We start from the raw sequence: 18,125 nt of genomic DNA, 5'->3' as shown, positions 1-18,125 counted from the left end.
CGATTGCGTTTTCTTTGTCAAATGTCACTACTAATCAACTTCCGCTTGAGATAGCTGTGTGCGTTTAGAAGCCTCAGTAACCGTGCTGTGTTGGTTTAACAACGACTTTATCAGATCACTTAGAGTTGTGATTTGTTTTTCTTTGGAAAAGCAGCTGATAGCTCGATCGCGAGCAGACTTGCGGTGTCTTTCATATATTTCAGGATTGCTAACATAATAAGTTAACTTTTCGGCCAGCTCTTCAGCGTTACCAGGTTGAATATATTGGCCTGTCACGCCAGGTTCGATGGTTTCTTTCAAGCCTTGGAGTTCTGAGACAATGAGAGGCAAGCCTGATGCAAGCATTTCAACACTAGACATAGTAAAGGAATCCCAGCCTGTTGAAGCAATGGCTCCGACAAAGGCAGATCTCATTAGTTCGGGTATATCTTCTCGATAGCCGCCAAAAGTAATATGATCTTTTACAGAGAGCGCTTCATAAAGTGGTTTAAAAACTTCGCTTTCGGTACCCTTATTTCCGCATATTAAAAGGTGAAATGGTTCCAAGTTCTTTTTTGATTCGAGATTTTTCATAGCCTCGATTAAGACTCGAACACCCTTTCTTTCTTCCATATGACCGGAGTAGAAAATAATCTTTCTGTTTGTAGGAATATTGAACTGCTCATGCGCATAAAGGTCATGGTCTTTTGGGTAGAAACGTTCGATATCAACTCCCAAAGGTACCACGCTTGTTCTTTTTTCAGGTATCCCTCTGCCCAAGGTCGCCGTTTCGCGCATGGCTTGGGATTCAAACACAAAATGGATAGGGGCATAGCGCTCATGGATTTTCCATTCCAGACGTTTCAAGAAAAGCTTAGCGCCCTTATTGATGGAGCTCATACTGGCACCCCAATATGAAATTACGGCGTGGATTCCCAAGCATCTAGCTTTTTTAGCGATTCGATTTGGGAAGGGCATATCAAAGGCTAAAATTGATGTAAACCTAATCTCTGAATGGAGTTTTTCAAAGCGATGGGAGTCTTCGATTGAGTCATATTTTAACTCAAACACATTTGAACCAGGTTTGTGAACCTTGGAAAATGACCAATATATATCTTCTATGTTAAAGCCCGCTGCTAGTGCACTTTTCTCGAACACCCGTTCAAGAGATGCTATGGCATAGCCGGTATCTTGTTCGCAGTGCAGCATTATCAATATGGCATTATTTTTCATGGTGTTATAGCCAGCTCCTGGTATAGAAGTAATGTTTCTTCGCCGTTGCGTTCGCTAGTATGTTTAAAGTGTTTTTTTGGCGTAGGCATTGAACTTGATAGCGTACTCCGAATAGCTTGCGCATATGCTTCGGCACTGTTTTGCTGAACTAATATCAGATTACTATATTCGGTGAGTTCTACGAGTCCTCCAATCGCGTGGGCGATGAGCGTGTTTCCTGAGGCAATGGTTTCCAACGCTGTCATCGGTAGACCCTCGTGGTCACTGCAAATAATGACGGCATCCAGTGATCTAATGCAGGTTGGGACATCACCCCGGAACCCATGAAAGGTTACGCAGTCTTCGAGGTTTAGATTTTTGGTGAGTTCTTGCAGTGATCCTGACAAAGGGCCGTCGCCGATGATGTGGAACTGAATGTTCTCGTTAGATAAAAGGGAGGCTATCTGGAGAAATATATCGATCCGCTTGACAGGCACAAGTCGGCCAATAATGCCGATATGTTTCGTATCTGGTGCTAGACGTTTGAAGTCAGCAAAAGCATTACCTTGAGAAGAAGACTCTAGACTTATGCCATTGTGAATGACGTGTATGTTTTCGGCCTGGTAGTCTTTTTCCAGTTTAGATTTCAGATCGTGAGTTACCGAGATAAGTGCGTTCTGTAGGTGATTTCCGACAAATTGATCAATTTTTTGTTGCAGCATTGTTTTCCAGTTCGCGCTAACTTCTATATCACCATGAACTGTACGAATGCTCTTTGCTCTGGTCGCAAGTAAGTTTGCAATAGCCCCTAGAACATTTTCTTTTTCTCTGTGAGTGTGAACAATATCTGGTTTAAAGGCCAGCATAGAACGACGCAGCTTGAACAGTATGGACAGGCTTGAGCTTGCAGATTCATCGAAAACAAGAACATTGATGCCCCGGTCTCGCAGGGACTCGGAAAGCTTGCCTTCGTTAAGAACAACCACTTGAAGGTCGCAGAACGGTTGTAAATAACTAATTAGGGTATAGGCTTGAACTTCAGCACCGGCCCAAAGATCACCTGAAATGACATGTAGAACCCTCAGCCGCTCCGTGGTCTGGGAAATAGTCATGTAAACAACATCCGTGTTTCGCTATAATTCCATTATGCATTAATTAGCTGATGATTTCATAGCCCCCAGTTAATCCCGTTGCTGCATTCAAAAGGAGTTGAGTGATGTTGGTCTTATTATTCTGGTTATTTGCGATAGCCTCGATTTATAGTTATTTTATCTATCCTATTATTCTACAAGTATTATCTCGCCAACGTCGTCACGTAAGCACGGCTTTTCAACAAGACTCGACCCGAACCTACAGCTTAATTGTTACCGTTTACAACGAAAAGCACCGAATTGAGGAAAAATTACAGAACCTATTGTCATTGGATTTTGACCGTGAGCGCCTTGAAATCATCATTGCTTCCGATAGTAGTGATGATGGTACCGATGAGATTGTTCAAACCTATCAGGATCAAGGGATTATGTTGGTCCGGGCTACAGAACGGCTGGGTAAGGAAAATGCTCAGTTGGCGGCGATAAAGTCGGCGAAAGGCGATGTTTTGGTGTTTTCCGACGTGGCGACCATTATGGAGCCCGATGCACTTTCAAAACTCGAGAAGCATTTCGACGATCCGGAAGTCGGTGCAGTGTCCAGTGAAGACCGTTTTATCAGCCAAGATGGTTCGGTTGCGGGGGAAGGAGCTTACGTAAAGTATGAAATGTGGTTGCGCAAACAGGAAAGTCGGCTGGGTGGACTGGTCGGGCTGAGTGGTTCTTTTTTTGCAACGCGCAAAGAAATTTGCAGAGATTGGGATATCTATTCGCCGTCCGATTTTAATACGGCGTTAAACTGTGCTAAAGCAGGCTTTCGCTCGGTCTCAGCGCCCGATGTACTGGGCTTTTATCAGGATCTCAAAGACCCGTCTAAAGAATATGCCCGGAAAGTTCGTACTGTTCTGCGTGGTATGACCGGGTTAGCCAGGCATCCAGAGGTACTCAATGTTTCTCGTTTGGGCCTGTTTTCTTTTCAGGTCTTCAGTCACAAGTTAATGCGCTGGGGAGTGCCCTGGTTTCTGGCATTGTTACTGCTGGTGACCTGGCTCCTTTTAGGGCAAGGCTGGGTTTACTCGTTAGCGTTTGTTCTTCAAGTGGCATTTTATGGTACTGCGATTGCTGCACATTTTCATTCGGGTGTGAGATCAAACCCAATAGCCAAACTTATTTACTTCTTCGTGCAGGTCAATATTGCTTTGATGGATTCCGCGATTAAGTTCTTTACCGGTAAAAAGATGACCACCTGGAAGCCGTCGGCACGATGAAGATACGGAGTTACCCACCGGTAGGTCAACCGATTTCTTTTCGCCGGAATCCAGAGGTTAGTGCGGTAGATGAGTTGTTCCAGGGTTTAAATCAGCGATGGGTCAGCTCAGGTACTTCGGCCCTGGCGTTAGCGCTTCTGGATATTCAAAATAAATCGGCCGATCCCAATAAGAAAGAAGTCATTATTCCGGGGTATTGTTGTCCTGACCTGGTTTCCGCAGTTAACTATGCTGGTTTTAAGGCCCGGCCTGTGGACTTGGCATATGACGATACCTGCTATGCGAAACAAGATTTAACCTCGGCACTCAGCTCTCAAACCGTGGCTGTCATCGCGATTAACTTTTTGGGGATGCCTGAGCCCATCAATGTGCTGAGGTCTCTGGTAGAGCCATACGGAGTACCGATCATTGAAGACAATGCTCAATGGTTCCCTATGAACCCCAGCGAATACTCAATGCAAGGTGATTATGCGACTTTTTCATTTGGTCGTGGTAAAGCACTGAACCTACTTGGAGGAGGCTTAGCACTTTGTTGCCGTGAGTGGGCTGTTCCTGAGCCAGCTGAGCAAGCCGTGTTGACAGAGGCGCTGATCTGGCAAATCAAAGGTCGGTTATTAAATGTGCTTACTTTGCCGGCTGTCTATCGCTGGTTAGAAATGCTGCCTTTTCTTGGATTAGGTCGAACGGAGTATCATGTTTTAACTGAGCTGGCGTCGTTCCCAGCGTTCAAGAAACCTTATTTATCCGCAAACCTGCAACAATACTCAGGCCTGTCTCGTGAAGTTGAAGCTATCTATCGTCGTCGATTAAGTGGAAGCCTGCTTAGCCATCGACTGGCGCAACAGGACGAGCGGCTGTTACGCTTTCCACTTTTATTTGCAAATAGGCGCGCTCGAGATGAAGCCCATCGCCGGTTGCAGTCGAGCGGATTAGGGAGCAGTTGCTTCTACGCCAAAGCGCTTCTTGATATTGATGGCCTGCCACAACCCAGTATGCTTGCTGCCAGTACGCCAAACGCAAAAGATTTTGCGCAACGATTCCTTACTCTCCCGACTCACCCGCGTATGAAACCCGAGCATGCCCATCAAATTTGTGATCAGCTTTTAGATTTGATGGGCTGAGTTTCGGCTTTGTTATCCTTGAGTCGATAGTTCGATTTGTTCCCGGTGCGTACGAATATCGGCATTGTCAGGCTCCAGAGCCAATGCTCGATCCAAGACCGATATGGCCTGTTCACTTTCACCGTTCAGATGCAGCAACCATCCATAGGTGTCCAGCACAGAAGCAGATTCCGGCGCTAAGTTCGCGGCCTTTTTAGCCAGGCTCAACGCGCGTTCTGGATCTGCATCTCGTTTCAGCCAGGCCAGATTGTTTAATGCAGGTACTAATTCGGGTGAGAAAGTCAGTGCGGTTTCATAATGATTGACCGCGACGTCGTGATCGCCATTATTCAGAGAATGACTGGCTAGAACCATGTGCGCGCTGACACTGTTGGGTTGATTGTCCAGCAAAAGGTTCGCCGCTGCAGGCATGTCTTCAGGTCGCAGCTGGGAAAGCAGTGGAAAGTATTGAACTGCGAGTTGCTCGCTAGGGTTTTTCTCCCAGTGCGGTTGCAAATAACTGAGTGCCGATGCTGGAGAACCCCGCTGGAGTAGCTCGGTTTTCTCCATTATCAAACGTAAGTTGTCAGGAGCATAGGCAATGCCCCGGTCAAGCAGGGTTATCGCCTTTTCCGAATCACCCGTTTGTTGATAGAGACGACTCGCTAATGTTAGCAGTCCGGTATTGTCGGGCAGGATGGCCAACGCTTCATTCGTTTTTTGAATAGCAATCGTCCATTGCAGGTCGTTGGCTGCCACGATGGCTTCTCCTCGCAGCAGGTTGGCACGGATGCGCCTGGCGTATGGATCTTCGGAATGAAGATCTGGTTGCGCAATCTGCTTGGCTTGATCCAGGCGGCCTTCATTTACGGCCAGTTCTACAGAGACCGAGCGTAAGGCTATCGCGGCCTGTGGATAGGATTGTTGTTGTGCTACCAACCAATTGATCAGCTCTTGAGAGCTGAGTTGACGGGATTGAATGCGAACTAGTTCGTTGAGTGCAGTCCGATTCTCTGGGTTTACATTGAGTACTGACAACCAATAAGGTACGGCGGCTCTTGCATTACCTTCTTGCGATAACAGTCGGGCCTTGGCAATTAACGCATCGGTTCGATGTGGGTCAATTTCAAGTAGTTGGTTAAGTCGGGATTGCGCCTGGTCCAGATTACCTTGACGGTAATGAGTCATGGCCATGAGCCAGAGTGCGTCTACTTGGTCGCTGTATTGAGTAGCCAGAGTATCCATAACACCGCTGGTGTCGGTCGAGTCTGCATTGGTGAGCAGAACCAAATAGGCGCCGGTAGTGGGCCAGTCTGCTGGATTCTTCTCGAAAGCTGAACGGTAGTGACCCAGTGCCAGATCAATCTGATCTGTCTCCTCATAGTGCTGAGCCAGCAGTAAGTGCAGTCGGGTTTGTTGCGGACTGAGTGTGAGCGCTTTGGTAATGCTGCGAATGCCGGCTTGTTCCTCTCCCTGGCTTAAGGCGATGACACCATAGAGCGAAAGCAGAGTTGGATCATCGGGACGAGCAAGAAGGGCTTTTTCTAAGACCGCAAGGGCTTGTTTAGGCTTGCCTTGTTCTGCCTGTGCTAATGCCGTGGCGCGAATAATGTTAACCGGCGCTGTTTCGGCTTCAATGTTTTGACTGAGCAAAGCTTCCCCTTCGTCGATATTCCCTTCTTCCAGCCGGAGTAACCCGAGTAAGAGCGCAGCCTGACGGTTGTTGGGGAACTGGTTCAGGATATCTTCGAAGGTGGAACGTGCTGTCGCCAAATCTCCCAGGCTGGCGGCATTCAGCGCATCCAAGTACTGCTGTCGGGCAGCGTACGCCTCGGGATTGGCGTCCCGAATTGCACGGCTGTATATCAGCGCTTCATCTGGTTTGCCCTGGCGTGTGAGTGTATCGGCTAACAACTCAAGGGTGTTGATCCGACCGGGTAACATGATGTCCGTTTCTGGGAGATTGAAAAGCGCTTCAGTTAACTGCACTTCGGCGGTATTTAAATCATTCTGACGGTAAGCGAGCAACGCGCTTTGGTAAAGAAATTCTGGGTTATCTGAAAATTTCCCGAGTGCTGAACTGATCGCAGTCCTAGCCGTTGTCAGTTGATTACTTTGCAGAAGCAGCTCGATGTAGTCGCCAACCAGCTGTGGATCATCGGGGTGAGTATCCAGCAAGTCGGCATAGATCTCTAATGCTTCCTGGTGTTGGCCAGACAGGTAGCTTTGAATAGCTTGCAGCCGTTGGTACTCAGTATCGTTTGATAACTCCTTTTCATCCAGATTACTGAGCACTTCGCCCGCAGATATGTATTTGCCCTGATCCAGCATTACTTCGGCAAGCGTCAGTAAAAGTTCAGGGTTGTTTGAATTAGATCGTTTTTCCAACAATTGTTCTGCCTGGCTGGATGAACCGACTTCTTGCAGTAAGTTTGCGTAGTGCAATAGGTTAGCGTCATCAGCGGGGTCGACCTGAAGCGCATTTCGAGCTTCGATCATGGCTGCACGAAACTGCCCCTGTTGCTGATAGGCCAAACTGCGATCTAAGTGATCCTGCGCCTCGATCGATGCATTATCACTCGAGCACCCCATTAATAGTGAAATGAGAAGAGTCGCTGCGATCCATGGTTTCGGCGTAATCATGACTTACTTTCTCCTGCAATATTGCTTCCGTTCCCTGCCGAAAGATTATATTTTTTCAGCATGTCATAGAGTGTTGGTCGCGTTACTCCGAGTAATTTGGCCGCCGCTGAAATATTCTGATCTGTCATGTGCAAAGCAGATGAAATCGCTTCGATTTCAGCAGTTCTTCTGGCTTCTTTTAAATTGATTGTTGACGTGATGTCTTCAGACTGTGGAATGCCCAGGTCTTCCACGCCAATATTGGCACCATCGGCCAATACGACGGCGCGTTTGACTTTGTTTTCAACCTCACGGATGTTTCCAGGCCAGGAGTAGGCTTCGATAGCGTTCAAAGCCTGATCTGAAAAGCTCATGTTTCGGGTACCCATACTCTTCGAGTAGCGGCTTAACATGTGCTTGGCAATCAGCAGACTGTCGGTTCCGCGTTCACGCAAGGCAGGGATATCGACTACGATTTCACAAATTCGATAATAAAGATCCTCACGGAAAGAACCGTCTTTTACCATCTCATCCAGATTTTTATTAGTCGCACAGATAACACGCAGATTAACTGCGATTTCTTTTCGGCCACCGACTCGTTCAATCGTACGCTCCTGAAGAAAACGAAGAAGTTTTGCTTGTAACGGTAACGGCATGTCTCCTATTTCATCCAGAAACAGGGTTCCTCCATTCGCCTGTTCCACTTTACCAACGGTAGTGGAGGCTGCGCCGGTAAAAGCGCCTTTTTCATAACCGAATAACTCACTTTCCATGAGGTTTTCAGGTACGGCTGCGCAGTTAATTGCAATAAACGGCTGTTGTGCCTGTTCACTCAGGCGGTGGATTGACCGTGCCAGCAGCTCTTTGCCTGTACCGCTTTCGCCGATGAGTGTCGCTGTGACGTTGGTGTGTGCAATTTTTTCGATCATCCGGCAAACAGATTTCATTTTGCTGTTTGCGGTAATGATGCCGTTGATGGAGTTGTCCAGTTCTGAAGGTTCACGATTCTCCTGCTCTAATCGTGCAATTCGAAACGCTTGATCAACGACATGGTCAAGTTTATCTGTATCAACCGGCTTAAAATAAAAATCATAGGCACCATACTGAATCGATTTTAAAGCGTTTTTGTGATCGTTTTTCCCGGTTAAAACAACAATTTTACTGTCTGGTGCGACTTTAAGTATGTCCTGGATGCATCGAAATCCTTCATCAACGCCCTCATCATCGGGAGGTAAACCAAGATCCTGAAGAACTACCGTAGGTTGGTAGTTTTTTACGGCGGTCAATGCTTCCTGCCGTGTTCCTGCGGTTATGATGGTGGTATCGAAATCATCAAAATGCCATTTAAGCTGACTTTGGAGCCCTTCGTCATCTTCAATGATCAGTAACGTTTTTTCCATATCGTCCATTTCATACTCCCTTATGGAAACAGAATCTCGAATTTGCTGCCTTTACCAATATGACTGACGACATTTAAGGCCGCACCAAGATGTTCGAGATAGGATTTAGTCAGGTAGGCACCAATGCCGATACCAGATTCTTCTTTTGTTGTAGAGAATGGCCGGAACAGCTCTTCGCTAATGAACTGTTGGGTCATACCCGGTCCGTCGTCGCTGATAGTGATCGATGGGCCATAGGCCGTTTGTTTCGCACTTAGGATGACCGATCCTTCATTTGGGCTAACTTCTTGTGCATTGCGGACTAAGTTCTTAATGGCCAGTGCCAGGCGTTGTTTGTCCGCCTCTATAGAAAAGTCATCGGTAATTTCTACGATCAGGGAAGGGCGCGTATCTCCTAAGGTTTTTTCCAATTCGGATATTAATTGGCTAACCAATATCGTCTCGCGCTTTTCTTTAGAACCCGGATTAAATTTTTGCACTAAAGACTGCATCCGTTGAGTCGCATTCCCTACGGTTTTGATCATATCGTCAATGAAAGCGGGGTTTGATTTATGACGATCGGCATTCTTTCCAATGAGTGACAGCTGAGCGATAACGTTGTTAATGTCATGCATGACAAAGGCTGATAAGCGGTTGTAAGTTTCCAGCTGTTTCGAATCACTGATTACCCTTTCCTGCTGTTGCAAAAGGATATGGCTGGCGATTTGAGTTGACAGGTTGGTCATCAAGTCACGATCTTCAAAAGTGACATCGGTATGCACTCTTGGGCGGTTCAATATGACAAAACCGATGAACTTCATCTGAATAATGAGTGGAGAAATAAGCCAGATCGAAGTGTCTGTCTTCGCCCAGGCGGGCAGTAGCTCATTGTTTTCTGCAAGGCTGGTCGATGGTGAGTTTGGAACATAGATCCAGGATGATTTTACCATTTTACGAATGAACGGCTCGTTGATTTGCACGGCAGAAGCATTGTCATCGTTAGGTCGGTCTCCTGCGACCATGCGAAGCTCCGAACCTTGTTTAAGCCAAAGGCTGCCTGCGGGAGCACGCATGGCATCTTTAAGAATTTTTAGAATTTGGTCATAGTAATTGGTCTGAGCCGACTGGAGCTCAGATAGCTTGCGTAATGCGTTCAACCATTCTTGACGGTAGTCATATTTCAAGCTGAAAAAATGTTTACTTAAGAATACTTCAGCATGCTGCCGAAGCGTCTTCGAGACCAGTAGCGCAAAAAAAACAAATAAGGCTGCAGCGAGCGCTAAAGCAAATAAGTAGGACCCTAGAAACCCCTGGTTTTTAATAAAAAGATTGGCTAGCGACAGCAATACCAGCAAGACGACAGAAAAGACAATCGCTGTTGAAAAGAATGCAGCCGGTCGTGAAACACTAAAGATTGCGACGGCATCACTCTTATCATTGAAAACCAGAGCACCCATGGCTAATGCGATGGCAATGGTAAAAGCCAAGGCGGATCGACCTTGAATAAAAAGGGAAGAAACGCTGGTCAGTGAAATATCCAGGCCAAAGGCCAAGACGTCGTAAACAAAGAGGAATGCCAAGCAGAGTCCAAGAAGTTTAAGCATTCTATGGGTGTTGAGGTTCCGGACTACTTGTTCGGTAAAAATCAGTGCCGCACAGGCCAGTAACACAAATCCAAACCGAATCAATAACACCGAGGATTGTGCGCTGTGGATAACCACCAGGCTAAAGGGGATCAGTAAGGTGGCTGTTGACGCCGCCAGCTTCATGCTAAGCGGCCATGATGGGAGTGATATTCGCTTAGTTAATAAGAGGAACAGGCAAAACAGCCAAAGAGAAAATCGTAAAACCTCTGAGTACAGGTGCAGAGTCGGGTCGATTTGGGTGGAATAACTTAAAAGTGTCGAAAGTGCCCAGATAAATTGTCCGGTGACACCGACTAAAACAATCCGTTTCCAGGACTGAGCGATGCTTTGGAATGCCAAAAGCGCAAGTAAGCAGCCAGTGGCGACCAATGATGTCAAATTTGCCGCAAGTGCGACGGTCAGGTAATCCATTGCCTAATCTCTTCCCGTCGACAGAGGTCTATCGTCGGGTTCATCCATGAGCGAGAAACGGTAGTAGTATAGCGGGCAGGTAGGGCAGATAACAATCGAATCCTACACAAGGTGACGGTTTTTTTAACAAACCTGAGTTTTAAGGCAGATCGACCCGGATAAATGGACTTTGCCTTCCTGATGTGTCGTAGGTTGCAATCTCAAGTTCGCTACCGTTGATTGGAACATCGTTAATCTGGAGTTGTTCAAGTCTCGGATCGCTGATTCGATAGGTTTCAAAAAAAGCGTAACGTCGATTGGAAATCCGAATGATGTATCCGCCAATATCATCCATAGCGAGTGTGTCGCCATTCAACCGACTGGAGGGCACTGTCCAGTAAAGAGCAATGTTTCCCTTGCGAAGCGTCTCGAACGGCGTTAGTTCGCACGAGCTTACCAAAAGCACTGCTGCTAACGTTGCGATGATTGAGCGATTAAAAGGGTATGGCATGTGACGGGATACACAAAACTTATTAGCGGCCAGTTTAGGGGGATGATGCCATGAATGCTTCTGATTCTTAATTAAAATGTGATCAAGTTTTGTTTTTGTTCATTCTTCAGTTTATGGCCGCCGGAATAAAGCTGCTGTAAACGCCTTCCTGATCGAATACTGCAACTTCAATAGACAGCTGGTCGCTTGTGGGTTGATCCTCTAACAGATACTGCGTGGTTGTGGGCGACAGAATGATGGATTGATAAGCAGTCGTCAGTTCGTTTCGGAAACGAAGTTCGTAACCGGCAATTTGTTCTTGCGGCATTGCGGTTCCATTAACGCGTATTGTTGGTGCCTGCCAATATACCATGATGTCATGGGTCTGCCCGGGCCTAGTACTCGGGGTGTCTGATGGAGCTGAATCTGATGCACTCGATGATGAATCAGTGTTTTTCGGCAGAGGCTCGATCTGACAACCAGTGAGAAGTAAGTATAGACAGCCAGCTAAACTGATTGATGAGATGTGTTTCAACGTCATGGTCACTCATGTGTAAAATATTACGACACTATGCGTGACCGAAACGTTCTAATGTGTGATGTTTTTCACCGAAAAAACAAAGGTTTTCAGCAAGTTGTCATGATGTGATCATTGTTTGAAGAAGCTGTGATCTGGCTTTAAGTGAAATGTGATGAGGTCGTTGTGTTTGGCGGATGGAACGAGTAAATCCGCCGTTGTAGCGGCGGATTTGCGATCAGTATGTCAGTTAAGTGCGGCGGTAACGAACTGACTGTATACGCCATCAGTATCGAATACCGCTACTTCGAAGGTGTAATCCGCACCGGCTTCAAGGTCAGTGATGGCGTACTGGTCAGTTTGTGAACCTTCGATGACAATTGTCGAGTACGTAGTCTCGTCTGTTTTCTTGTATCGGATCTCATATCCTCCAATATCCGTGGCTGTGAGTATGTCGCCACTGATTCTCTCAACCGGCGCAGACCAATATAGCGTTGCGGTCGCAGAGTTTGAACTGATCGGTACTGAGCCATCGCCCACTGAGCCGGAGCTGTTATTGCCAGCTAGGTTAGTCGTATTGTCGGATGATGAGATCGGCGTGAGCTCAATCTGACATCCCATCAAAACCGATGTAAGCAATACCAGCAGTGTAAATGAATGTCGTGTCATGAAGCGTAGTCCGAAGTTTGTTCTAAAGATGAGCAAATGATACGAGGGCGGGCTTCTGAGGCGTGTGACAGGGTTCAACTGAGTTCAATCGGTGACAAATTAGCGTCAAATGCCTGAGCTTTGACGCCTTCGGCGGTTTGTAATGTTGGCTTTTTGACTGAAATAACCCTGTATTACCTGTGTGAGGCCTGGTTCGGAGGAGAGAACGGACTTTTGACAGTTTTGGCGGTTAGGTTGTACTTGTTTGGGCTTTCAGCCTCAGTCAGAGAGAGCTATCCGAGTATGTGATTTTGATTTTTGTCAGAAATATTTTGACATAAGGCGGGTTGCGTTGACGGGAATGCGGTCTAGAATGGGCGCAGATAACCTGCAATGAATAGTTAAAGAGGAAACGAAATGGATGTCAGTGTAGTTGTTTTAGCGGCGGGTCAAGGCTCAAGGATGAAGTCTAAGCAGCCGAAAGTTCTCCATCGTCTTGCCGGTATTCCGTTAGCCGCGCATGTTATTAATACTGCACGTCAATTTACATCGGACATTTCCATGGTGATTGGACATGGTGCGGAAGAAGTCCGGCAATATTTTGATGACCAGCAGATCAAGTTTTGTGTGCAATCTGAACAGCTAGGGACTGGTCATGCGGTCGCTCAGGCGCTGCCTGAGTTGCCAAAAGCAGGCGCCGTGTTGATTCTCTATGGCGATGTTCCCCTGACTAAGCCTGAAACCCTGACCGTTCTGGTGTCTAAGGTTGGTCAGCACAGCATGGGGTTGTTGACGGTGAATGTGGCCGATCCGACTGGTTACGGCCGCATTATTCGAGACCACGGTGGCAACGTTCAGAAAATTGTTGAACATAAAGATGCCGATACTGAGCAGTTGAAGGTTAAGGAAATCAACAGCGGCATTATTGCCGTTCCTGCCTGGATGCTGCATGAATGGTTACCCAGACTGTCGAACAACAATGCTCAGGGTGAGTACTATCTGACCGATCTGATCGCCATGGCGGTGGCCGATGGGGTGGCTGTGCAAACGGTACACCCCTGTGATGAAGAGGAAACGCTGGGCGTCAATAACCGGATTCAACTGGCCGAGCTGGAACGCTGGTATCAGTTACAGGTGGCCGATCAATTAATGACTAATGGGGTCACGCTGCAGGATCCGAACCGCATTGACGTTCGAGGGACCCTGACGACCGGCGAAGATTGCTGGATTGATGTTAACTGTGTCTTTGAAGGCGACGTGACCCTCGGGGACAATGTGGTGATCCGTTCGAACTGCTTGATTCGAAACGCAACCATTGCTTCCGGCTCGGTAATTGAAGCGAACTCCGTCATTGAAGATGCTCGTATTGGCGATAACGCTACCGTGGGTCCTTATGCCAGACTGCGCCCGGGTACCGAGCTAGAGGCCGGCGCCAAAGTCGGTAACTTTGTCGAAACCAAAAAAGCTTACATCGGTGCCGGCAGCAAAGTGAATCATCTGAGTTACATTGGTGATACCACTGTCGGGAACGGCGCTAACATCGGTGCGGGTACCATCACCTGTAATTACGACGGTGTGAATAAGCATCAGACTCAGATCGGTCATGGTGCTTTTGTGGGCTCTAACTCAACGCTGGTTGCGCCAGTGACAGTCGAAGACGGTGCGTTCATTGGTGCCGGATCGGTACTGACCAAAACCGCGCCCGCGGATCAACTGACCGTCGGTCGCGCTCGTCAGGTGTCGCTGGCCAACTGGAAAAAACCCGTTAAGAAATAAATTAAACGTCCGGCAGGCCGCAGTAGCCTGCTGGATCTTAGTGTTCCGGGCCCGAACCAGTGAGTTGTCCGGCTTTATACCCCGTCCGGCTTTAAGAACATAACCATTAAGCCGGGCATAGCTAAGAAGGAAGAAAACTATGTGTGGAATCGTTGGTGCAGTAGCGCAAAGGGATGTCGCTGAAATTCTGGTAGAAGGACTGCGACGATTAGAGTATCGCGGATATGACTCCGCGGGAGTTGCCATCATTAACAATCGTGAACTCAGCCGGGTTCGTCGGGTCGGGAAGGTCTCAGAACTGGCGGACGCGCTGCAGTCGCAGCCGCATGCGGGTGGTACGGGCATCGCACATACCCGCTGGGCAACGCATGGTGAACCGAATGAAGTGAATGCTCACCCGCATCGATCCGAAGACATTGCGGTGGTACACAATGGGATTATCGAAAACTACGAGTCGTTGCGGGAGATGCTGCGAGGCAAGGGCTATGAGTTTGTTTCCGATACCGATACCGAAGTTATTGCCCACCTCGTCCTGGATAAGCTGAAAGCGACTGGTTCGTTATTGCAGGCTGTACAGGAAGCCCGTAAAGAAATGACGGGTGCTTACGGAATGGCTGTTATTGATCAGAACCAACCGGAGCACCTGGTGGTTGCGCGTTCCGGTTCGCCGCTGGTGATTGGTCTGGGTATCGGTGAGAACTTTGTTGCGTCTGACCAGATGGCGCTGTTGCCGGTGACCCGCAAGTTTATGTTCCTGGAAGAAGGGGATGTCGCCGAAATTACCCGAACGGACGTAAGTATCTTCGATCTGAATGACAAGCCAGTCGAGCGGACGGCCAGCGAATCGGACCTGAAACACGACGCCGGGGATAAGGGCGAGTACCGTCACTTCATGATGAAAGAGATTCATGAACAGCCGGAAGCGTTAGCCGCCACATTGGAAGGACGTATCGTCAACGGTGAGATTGTCACCGAAGCCTTTGGTGCTAACTCTAACGATATCCTGAAGAAGGTCGAAGCGATCCAGATCGTGGCCTGTGGTACCTCCTACAACTCGGCCATGGCGTCACGCTATTGGTTTGAAGAAATTGCCGGCATCCCATGTCAGGTTGAGATCGCATCTGAGTTCCGCTATCGCAAGAGCGTGGTACTGCCGAACTCACTGTTGATTACACTGTCGCAATCGGGTGAAACGGCCGACACGCTGGCAGCACTCAGAATGGCCAAAGATCTGGGTTTCATGAGCACATTAACGATCTGTAACGTACCGGGCTCGTCTCTGGTGCGCGAATCGGATCTGGCTTACATGATGCGTGCCGGTGTCGAAATCGGTGTGGCATCGACTAAAGCGTTTACCGTGCAGTTGGCGGGTTTGATGCTCTTGATCCTGAGCATTGCGAAGCATCGCGGCGTCGACCCTGCGTTGATACAGGAAATTACCCAAGGGCTGACTGAGCTGCCGAAACAGATTGAAAAAGCGCTGGAAATGGAAGAGGCCATCAAGGTATTGGCCGAAGACTTTGCCGACAAGCACCATACGCTTTTCCTTGGTCGAGGCAGCCAATACCCAATCGCCATGGAAGGGGCGTTGAAATTAAAAGAGATCTCCTACATTCACGCCGAAGCCTATGCTGCAGGTGAACTGAAGCACGGTCCGTTGGCGTTGATTGACGATGACATGCCGGTTATTGTTGTGGCACCGAACAACGACCTGTTGGAAAAACTGAAATCCAATATGGAAGAAGTACGGGCCCGAGGCGGGCAGCTTTATGTCTTTGCTGACAAAAATGCCGGTTTTGAGAGTGCCGAAGGTGTTAAGGTGATCGAACTTGATCACATTAACAATTATCTGGCACCGGTGCTGTACACCATTCCAATGCAGTTGCTGAGCTATTACGTGGCGATCATCAAAGGTACAGATGTTGACCAGCCTCGTAACCTGGCAAAAGCGGTTACGGTTGAATGATCTCAGAGTCGAGGCGGCTGTGAAGCCGCCAGCTTTGATCCCGATGTTCGATCCAGCTGTTGTTCAATGTTGGCTGTCCCATACTGGTAACAAAAAAAACCACGCGAAAGCGTGGTTTTTTTGTTGAGTGTTTTAAAGGGGGCGTTAGTTCGCCGCAATAGTGCGTTTGCGTCTCGCAAGCCCCAGTCCGAATAAACCTAAACCAAATAACCCGATGGTCGCAGGTTCTGGAATCGTTACAGTTTCGCCATTGAACTCTGTAAGGTGACTGACAGACACGACGTCGAACCAGTTGAGTTTGACTTCATCGTAGTTTCCATTAAAAAATCCGTCGGCCCAGAGCTGACTGAAACTGATAACGCCCCAATCGAGACTCGTGTTGTTCTGGTAAAGAGCGGAGTTTACCTCCTGACTGCCATTCTTTAACAGAAAATATCCGGGCTCGGTTGATGCAAATGAAAATGCGAAGAGGTCATCACTACCACTGACGCTATAAAAGTTAAATGCACCATCACCTTCATCGGTGTAATCTGTTTTCACAGTAAAGGTGACGTCGTCATCTTGAATGATGCTGTTTGCCCAATCAGTCTCGATACTTGGATTACTGGGGGACAGTCCCGTTGTGGCTAACAACGTATCCTGACCGCCAATGGTGGCAAAATCGATTTCCCCAATCAGCCCCGCCTGCGAGACCCCGGCGAAGGTCAACATAGATAGTGATAGTAATAGTTTTTTCATTTCTCTCTCCAAAGAAATACTGCCTGAACAGTAACCAATTGAGCAACAACTGAGCCAAAGCCCAAGTCAGCGGGTCTTGACGCGATATGGAAAGATTAGGTGTAAAGATATTCGACGAGAATTTGTGATGGTGTTGATTTTATTGATGTGACAGGCATCACAATTGATAGGGGAAATCTAACGTTTTGTAAAAGTATCCGACAGGCTGGTGCTGTTCATTCGGCTGAACAGTGTTTGCCAAACGAGATAACCCGGGCGCTATGAATCGTCGGAGCTAGATTCAGCTACGTGGGTTTCGGCGCGTTAGTCAGTCACAGAGGTTTTCGAAAACCGCAGATCTTTATCAAACAAATCTTTGAACAGTGCTCGTGCTGCCAGTTCGAAATACTGAGTGTCTTGACGTACGCTGGCGCCGATCAATGCACCCTGCATCGTTGCAAAAACCTGAGAAGCTCGTTGATTAGATTGCGTTGGTGTCATTTGGGATTGGCTGGTTAACTGAAAGGTGCGCGTCAGCCAGTTCAGGTTCAGGGTGTAGAACTCATCGACGGCCGACCTCATGTCCTCCGACAGGGTGAGCTGCTCAACACTCAGGACAGCGCAGAGGCACATTTTCTGACTTTGTTTCATCTCTGTATAAAACATCATCATGTAGCGCCGGATGTGGTCGGCGGTGGTCATGGTTGGTGAGCTCGGATCACTCAAGGCGTTGGCAAAGCGATCATTGTAGCGGCGTACCACGGCGATTCCGAGATCGGACTTAGTCGGGAAATGATAGTGAACACTGGCGCTTTTAATCCCCAGGTCCTTGGCTAAGTCTCTGAAACTGAAGGAGTGGAAGCCTCCGGTCCGAATATAGTGCTCTGCACGATCTTCTAGTTGTTCTCGGGTATCGCCCATCGATGTCTGCCTGATCACGGTGCTTATGTGAGTTTTTTTACTGTGTTGTTCTGACGCGGTGGAGTTTACATCTTACCTAAGACGGTAAAAGTGCCAAAATGTAGTGAGAGTGCCCTGTTCTTCGGTTTTAGTCCGTGAAGAGAAGTATGAGCTAAAACGAGTACTGATTAAAGCCGCAGCCTTCACCGATGTATCATGGAAACGGAGTACCGCGCGGCGGTTACTTGCTAATCGGTGGTGGAAAAAATGAACCCCTTTTGTCTTAACTAAAGAGGTTTAGATTGTTCATTGAAAGAAGGTTTTAAAAAGACAGTAGCTGAGTATTTTTGTATTTTGAGTTTTTATTCGAACAACATCGATCAATAGAGTTGTACTCATTACGTTGTCATAATGATTGAATAGGGCT

At 47.8% G+C, this 18,125-nt stretch carries 15 protein-coding genes; 5 read left to right on the top strand and 10 right to left on the bottom strand.

All coding sequences use genetic code 11. The features are described from left to right. Positions 1 to 30: 30 nt before the first annotated feature. On the bottom strand, positions 31 to 1,212 hold the full coding sequence (locus MED297_RS10080; RefSeq protein ID WP_008044589.1) for a glycosyltransferase family 4 protein: 1,182 nt from the start codon (positions 1,210 to 1,212) through the stop codon (positions 31 to 33). Next, positions 1,209 to 2,303: a glycosyltransferase gene (locus MED297_RS10075; protein WP_008044588.1), complete on the bottom strand. Its 1,095-nt coding sequence runs from the start codon at positions 2,301 to 2,303 to the stop codon at positions 1,209 to 1,211. Before MED297_RS10075 ends, MED297_RS10080 begins: the two co-directional genes overlap by 4 nt. Before the next feature lie 104 nt (positions 2,304 to 2,407). Between MED297_RS10075 and MED297_RS10070 the strand changes: the two genes are divergently transcribed. Both MED297_RS10070 and MED297_RS10065 read left to right on the top strand, forming a co-directional pair. Continuing rightward, entirely contained in the window at positions 2,408 to 3,547 is a 1,140-nt protein-coding gene (locus tag MED297_RS10070; RefSeq protein WP_008044587.1) for a glycosyltransferase family 2 protein, read from the top strand. Then, positions 3,544 to 4,668, top strand: coding sequence for a DegT/DnrJ/EryC1/StrS family aminotransferase (locus MED297_RS10065; RefSeq protein WP_008044585.1), 1,125 nt, complete (start codon positions 3,544 to 3,546; stop codon positions 4,666 to 4,668). The genes MED297_RS10070 and MED297_RS10065 overlap by 4 nt, the downstream gene beginning before the upstream one ends. 12 nt (positions 4,669 to 4,680) lie before the next feature. On the opposite strand, the gene MED297_RS10060 is transcribed toward MED297_RS10065, so the two are convergent. The 6 genes from MED297_RS10060 to MED297_RS22705 form a co-directional block, all read right to left on the bottom strand. Continuing rightward, positions 4,681 to 7,290, bottom strand: coding sequence for a tetratricopeptide repeat protein (locus tag MED297_RS10060; protein ID WP_040556957.1), 2,610 nt, complete (start codon positions 7,288 to 7,290; stop codon positions 4,681 to 4,683). Continuing rightward, on the bottom strand, positions 7,287 to 8,678 hold the full coding sequence (prsR, locus tag MED297_RS10055; RefSeq protein WP_008044583.1) for a PEP-CTERM-box response regulator transcription factor: 1,392 nt from the start codon (positions 8,676 to 8,678) through the stop codon (positions 7,287 to 7,289). Before prsR ends, MED297_RS10060 begins: the two co-directional genes overlap by 4 nt. Before the next feature lie 11 nt (positions 8,679 to 8,689). After that, positions 8,690 to 10,705: an XrtA/PEP-CTERM system histidine kinase PrsK gene (prsK, locus tag MED297_RS10050; protein ID WP_008044582.1), complete on the bottom strand. Its 2,016-nt coding sequence runs from the start codon at positions 10,703 to 10,705 to the stop codon at positions 8,690 to 8,692. A gap of 139 nt (positions 10,706 to 10,844) precedes the next feature. Next, positions 10,845 to 11,195 (bottom strand): hypothetical protein, encoded by a 351-nt coding sequence (locus MED297_RS22070; RefSeq protein ID WP_154650901.1) that lies wholly within the window; start codon positions 11,193 to 11,195, stop codon positions 10,845 to 10,847. A gap of 106 nt (positions 11,196 to 11,301) precedes the next feature. Next, the gene (locus MED297_RS10040; protein WP_008044580.1) at positions 11,302 to 11,502 is read right to left on the bottom strand and encodes a hypothetical protein; all 201 of its coding nucleotides are present in this window, start codon (positions 11,500 to 11,502) and stop codon (positions 11,302 to 11,304) included. A 435-nt stretch (positions 11,503 to 11,937) separates the two neighbouring features. Beyond that, on the bottom strand, positions 11,938 to 12,156 hold the full coding sequence (locus MED297_RS22705) for a fibronectin type III domain-containing protein (protein WP_419760889.1): 219 nt from the start codon (positions 12,154 to 12,156) through the stop codon (positions 11,938 to 11,940). On the opposite strand from MED297_RS22705, the gene MED297_RS22525 reads away from it, so the two are divergent. From MED297_RS22525 to glmS, 3 genes are all read left to right on the top strand, one after another. Beyond that, positions 12,143 to 12,304: a hypothetical protein gene (locus tag MED297_RS22525; RefSeq protein ID WP_237613434.1), complete on the top strand. Its 162-nt coding sequence runs from the start codon at positions 12,143 to 12,145 to the stop codon at positions 12,302 to 12,304. The two genes, MED297_RS22705 and MED297_RS22525, sit on opposite strands and share 14 nt — an antisense overlap. 452 nt (positions 12,305 to 12,756) lie before the next feature. After that, on the top strand, positions 12,757 to 14,115 hold the full coding sequence (gene glmU, locus MED297_RS10030; protein WP_008044578.1) for a bifunctional UDP-N-acetylglucosamine diphosphorylase/glucosamine-1-phosphate N-acetyltransferase GlmU: 1,359 nt from the start codon (positions 12,757 to 12,759) through the stop codon (positions 14,113 to 14,115). A gap of 139 nt (positions 14,116 to 14,254) precedes the next feature. Beyond that, entirely contained in the window at positions 14,255 to 16,081 is a 1,827-nt protein-coding gene (gene glmS / locus MED297_RS10025) for a glutamine--fructose-6-phosphate transaminase (isomerizing) (RefSeq protein ID WP_008044577.1), read from the top strand. A gap of 144 nt (positions 16,082 to 16,225) precedes the next feature. On the opposite strand, the gene MED297_RS10020 is transcribed toward glmS, so the two are convergent. Together MED297_RS10020 and MED297_RS10015 are read right to left on the bottom strand one after the other, a co-directional pair. Next, positions 16,226 to 16,819, bottom strand: coding sequence for a PEP-CTERM sorting domain-containing protein (locus MED297_RS10020; protein ID WP_083779403.1), 594 nt, complete (start codon positions 16,817 to 16,819; stop codon positions 16,226 to 16,228). Between the two features lie 303 nt (positions 16,820 to 17,122). After that, entirely contained in the window at positions 17,123 to 17,719 is a 597-nt protein-coding gene (locus tag MED297_RS10015) for a TetR/AcrR family transcriptional regulator (RefSeq protein WP_008044573.1), read from the bottom strand. Positions 17,720 to 18,125 lie beyond the last annotated feature (406 nt).

Source organism: Reinekea blandensis MED297 (assembly GCF_000153185.1).
Lineage (GTDB): Bacteria > Pseudomonadota > Gammaproteobacteria > Pseudomonadales > Natronospirillaceae > Reinekea > Reinekea blandensis.
The sequence above is the reverse complement of the archived record's forward strand: the minus strand, read 5'-3'. Positions and strand labels throughout refer to the sequence as shown.

What these genes read in the sequence shown, in the direction of transcription:
- MED297_RS10080 (WP_008044589.1), bottom strand. Translation starts at nt 1,212, where the DNA reads ATGAAAAATAATGCCATATTGATAATGCTGCACTGCGAACAAGATACC.
- MED297_RS10075 (WP_008044588.1), bottom strand. Translation starts at nt 2,303, where the DNA reads ATGACTATTTCCCAGACCACGGAGCGGCTGAGGGTTCTACATGTCATT.
- MED297_RS10070 (WP_008044587.1), top strand. Translation starts at nt 2,408, where the DNA reads ATGTTGGTCTTATTATTCTGGTTATTTGCGATAGCCTCGATTTATAGT.
- MED297_RS10065 (WP_008044585.1), top strand. Translation starts at nt 3,544, where the DNA reads ATGAAGATACGGAGTTACCCACCGGTAGGTCAACCGATTTCTTTTCGC.
- MED297_RS10060 (WP_040556957.1), bottom strand. Translation starts at nt 7,290, where the DNA reads ATGATTACGCCGAAACCATGGATCGCAGCGACTCTTCTCATTTCACTA.
- prsR (WP_008044583.1), bottom strand. Translation starts at nt 8,678, where the DNA reads ATGGACGATATGGAAAAAACGTTACTGATCATTGAAGATGACGAAGGG.
- prsK (WP_008044582.1), bottom strand. Translation starts at nt 10,705, where the DNA reads ATGGATTACCTGACCGTCGCACTTGCGGCAAATTTGACATCATTGGTC.
- MED297_RS22070 (WP_154650901.1), bottom strand. Translation starts at nt 11,195, where the DNA reads ATGCCATACCCTTTTAATCGCTCAATCATCGCAACGTTAGCAGCAGTG.
- MED297_RS10040 (WP_008044580.1), bottom strand. Translation starts at nt 11,502, where the DNA reads ATGCCGCAAGAACAAATTGCCGGTTACGAACTTCGTTTCCGAAACGAA.
- MED297_RS22525 (WP_237613434.1), top strand. Translation starts at nt 12,143, where the DNA reads ATGTCGCCACTGATTCTCTCAACCGGCGCAGACCAATATAGCGTTGCG.
- glmU (WP_008044578.1), top strand. Translation starts at nt 12,757, where the DNA reads ATGGATGTCAGTGTAGTTGTTTTAGCGGCGGGTCAAGGCTCAAGGATG.
- glmS (WP_008044577.1), top strand. Translation starts at nt 14,255, where the DNA reads ATGTGTGGAATCGTTGGTGCAGTAGCGCAAAGGGATGTCGCTGAAATT.
- MED297_RS10020 (WP_083779403.1), bottom strand. Translation starts at nt 16,819, where the DNA reads ATGAAAAAACTATTACTATCACTATCTATGTTGACCTTCGCCGGGGTC.
- MED297_RS10015 (WP_008044573.1), bottom strand. Translation starts at nt 17,719, where the DNA reads ATGGGCGATACCCGAGAACAACTAGAAGATCGTGCAGAGCACTATATT.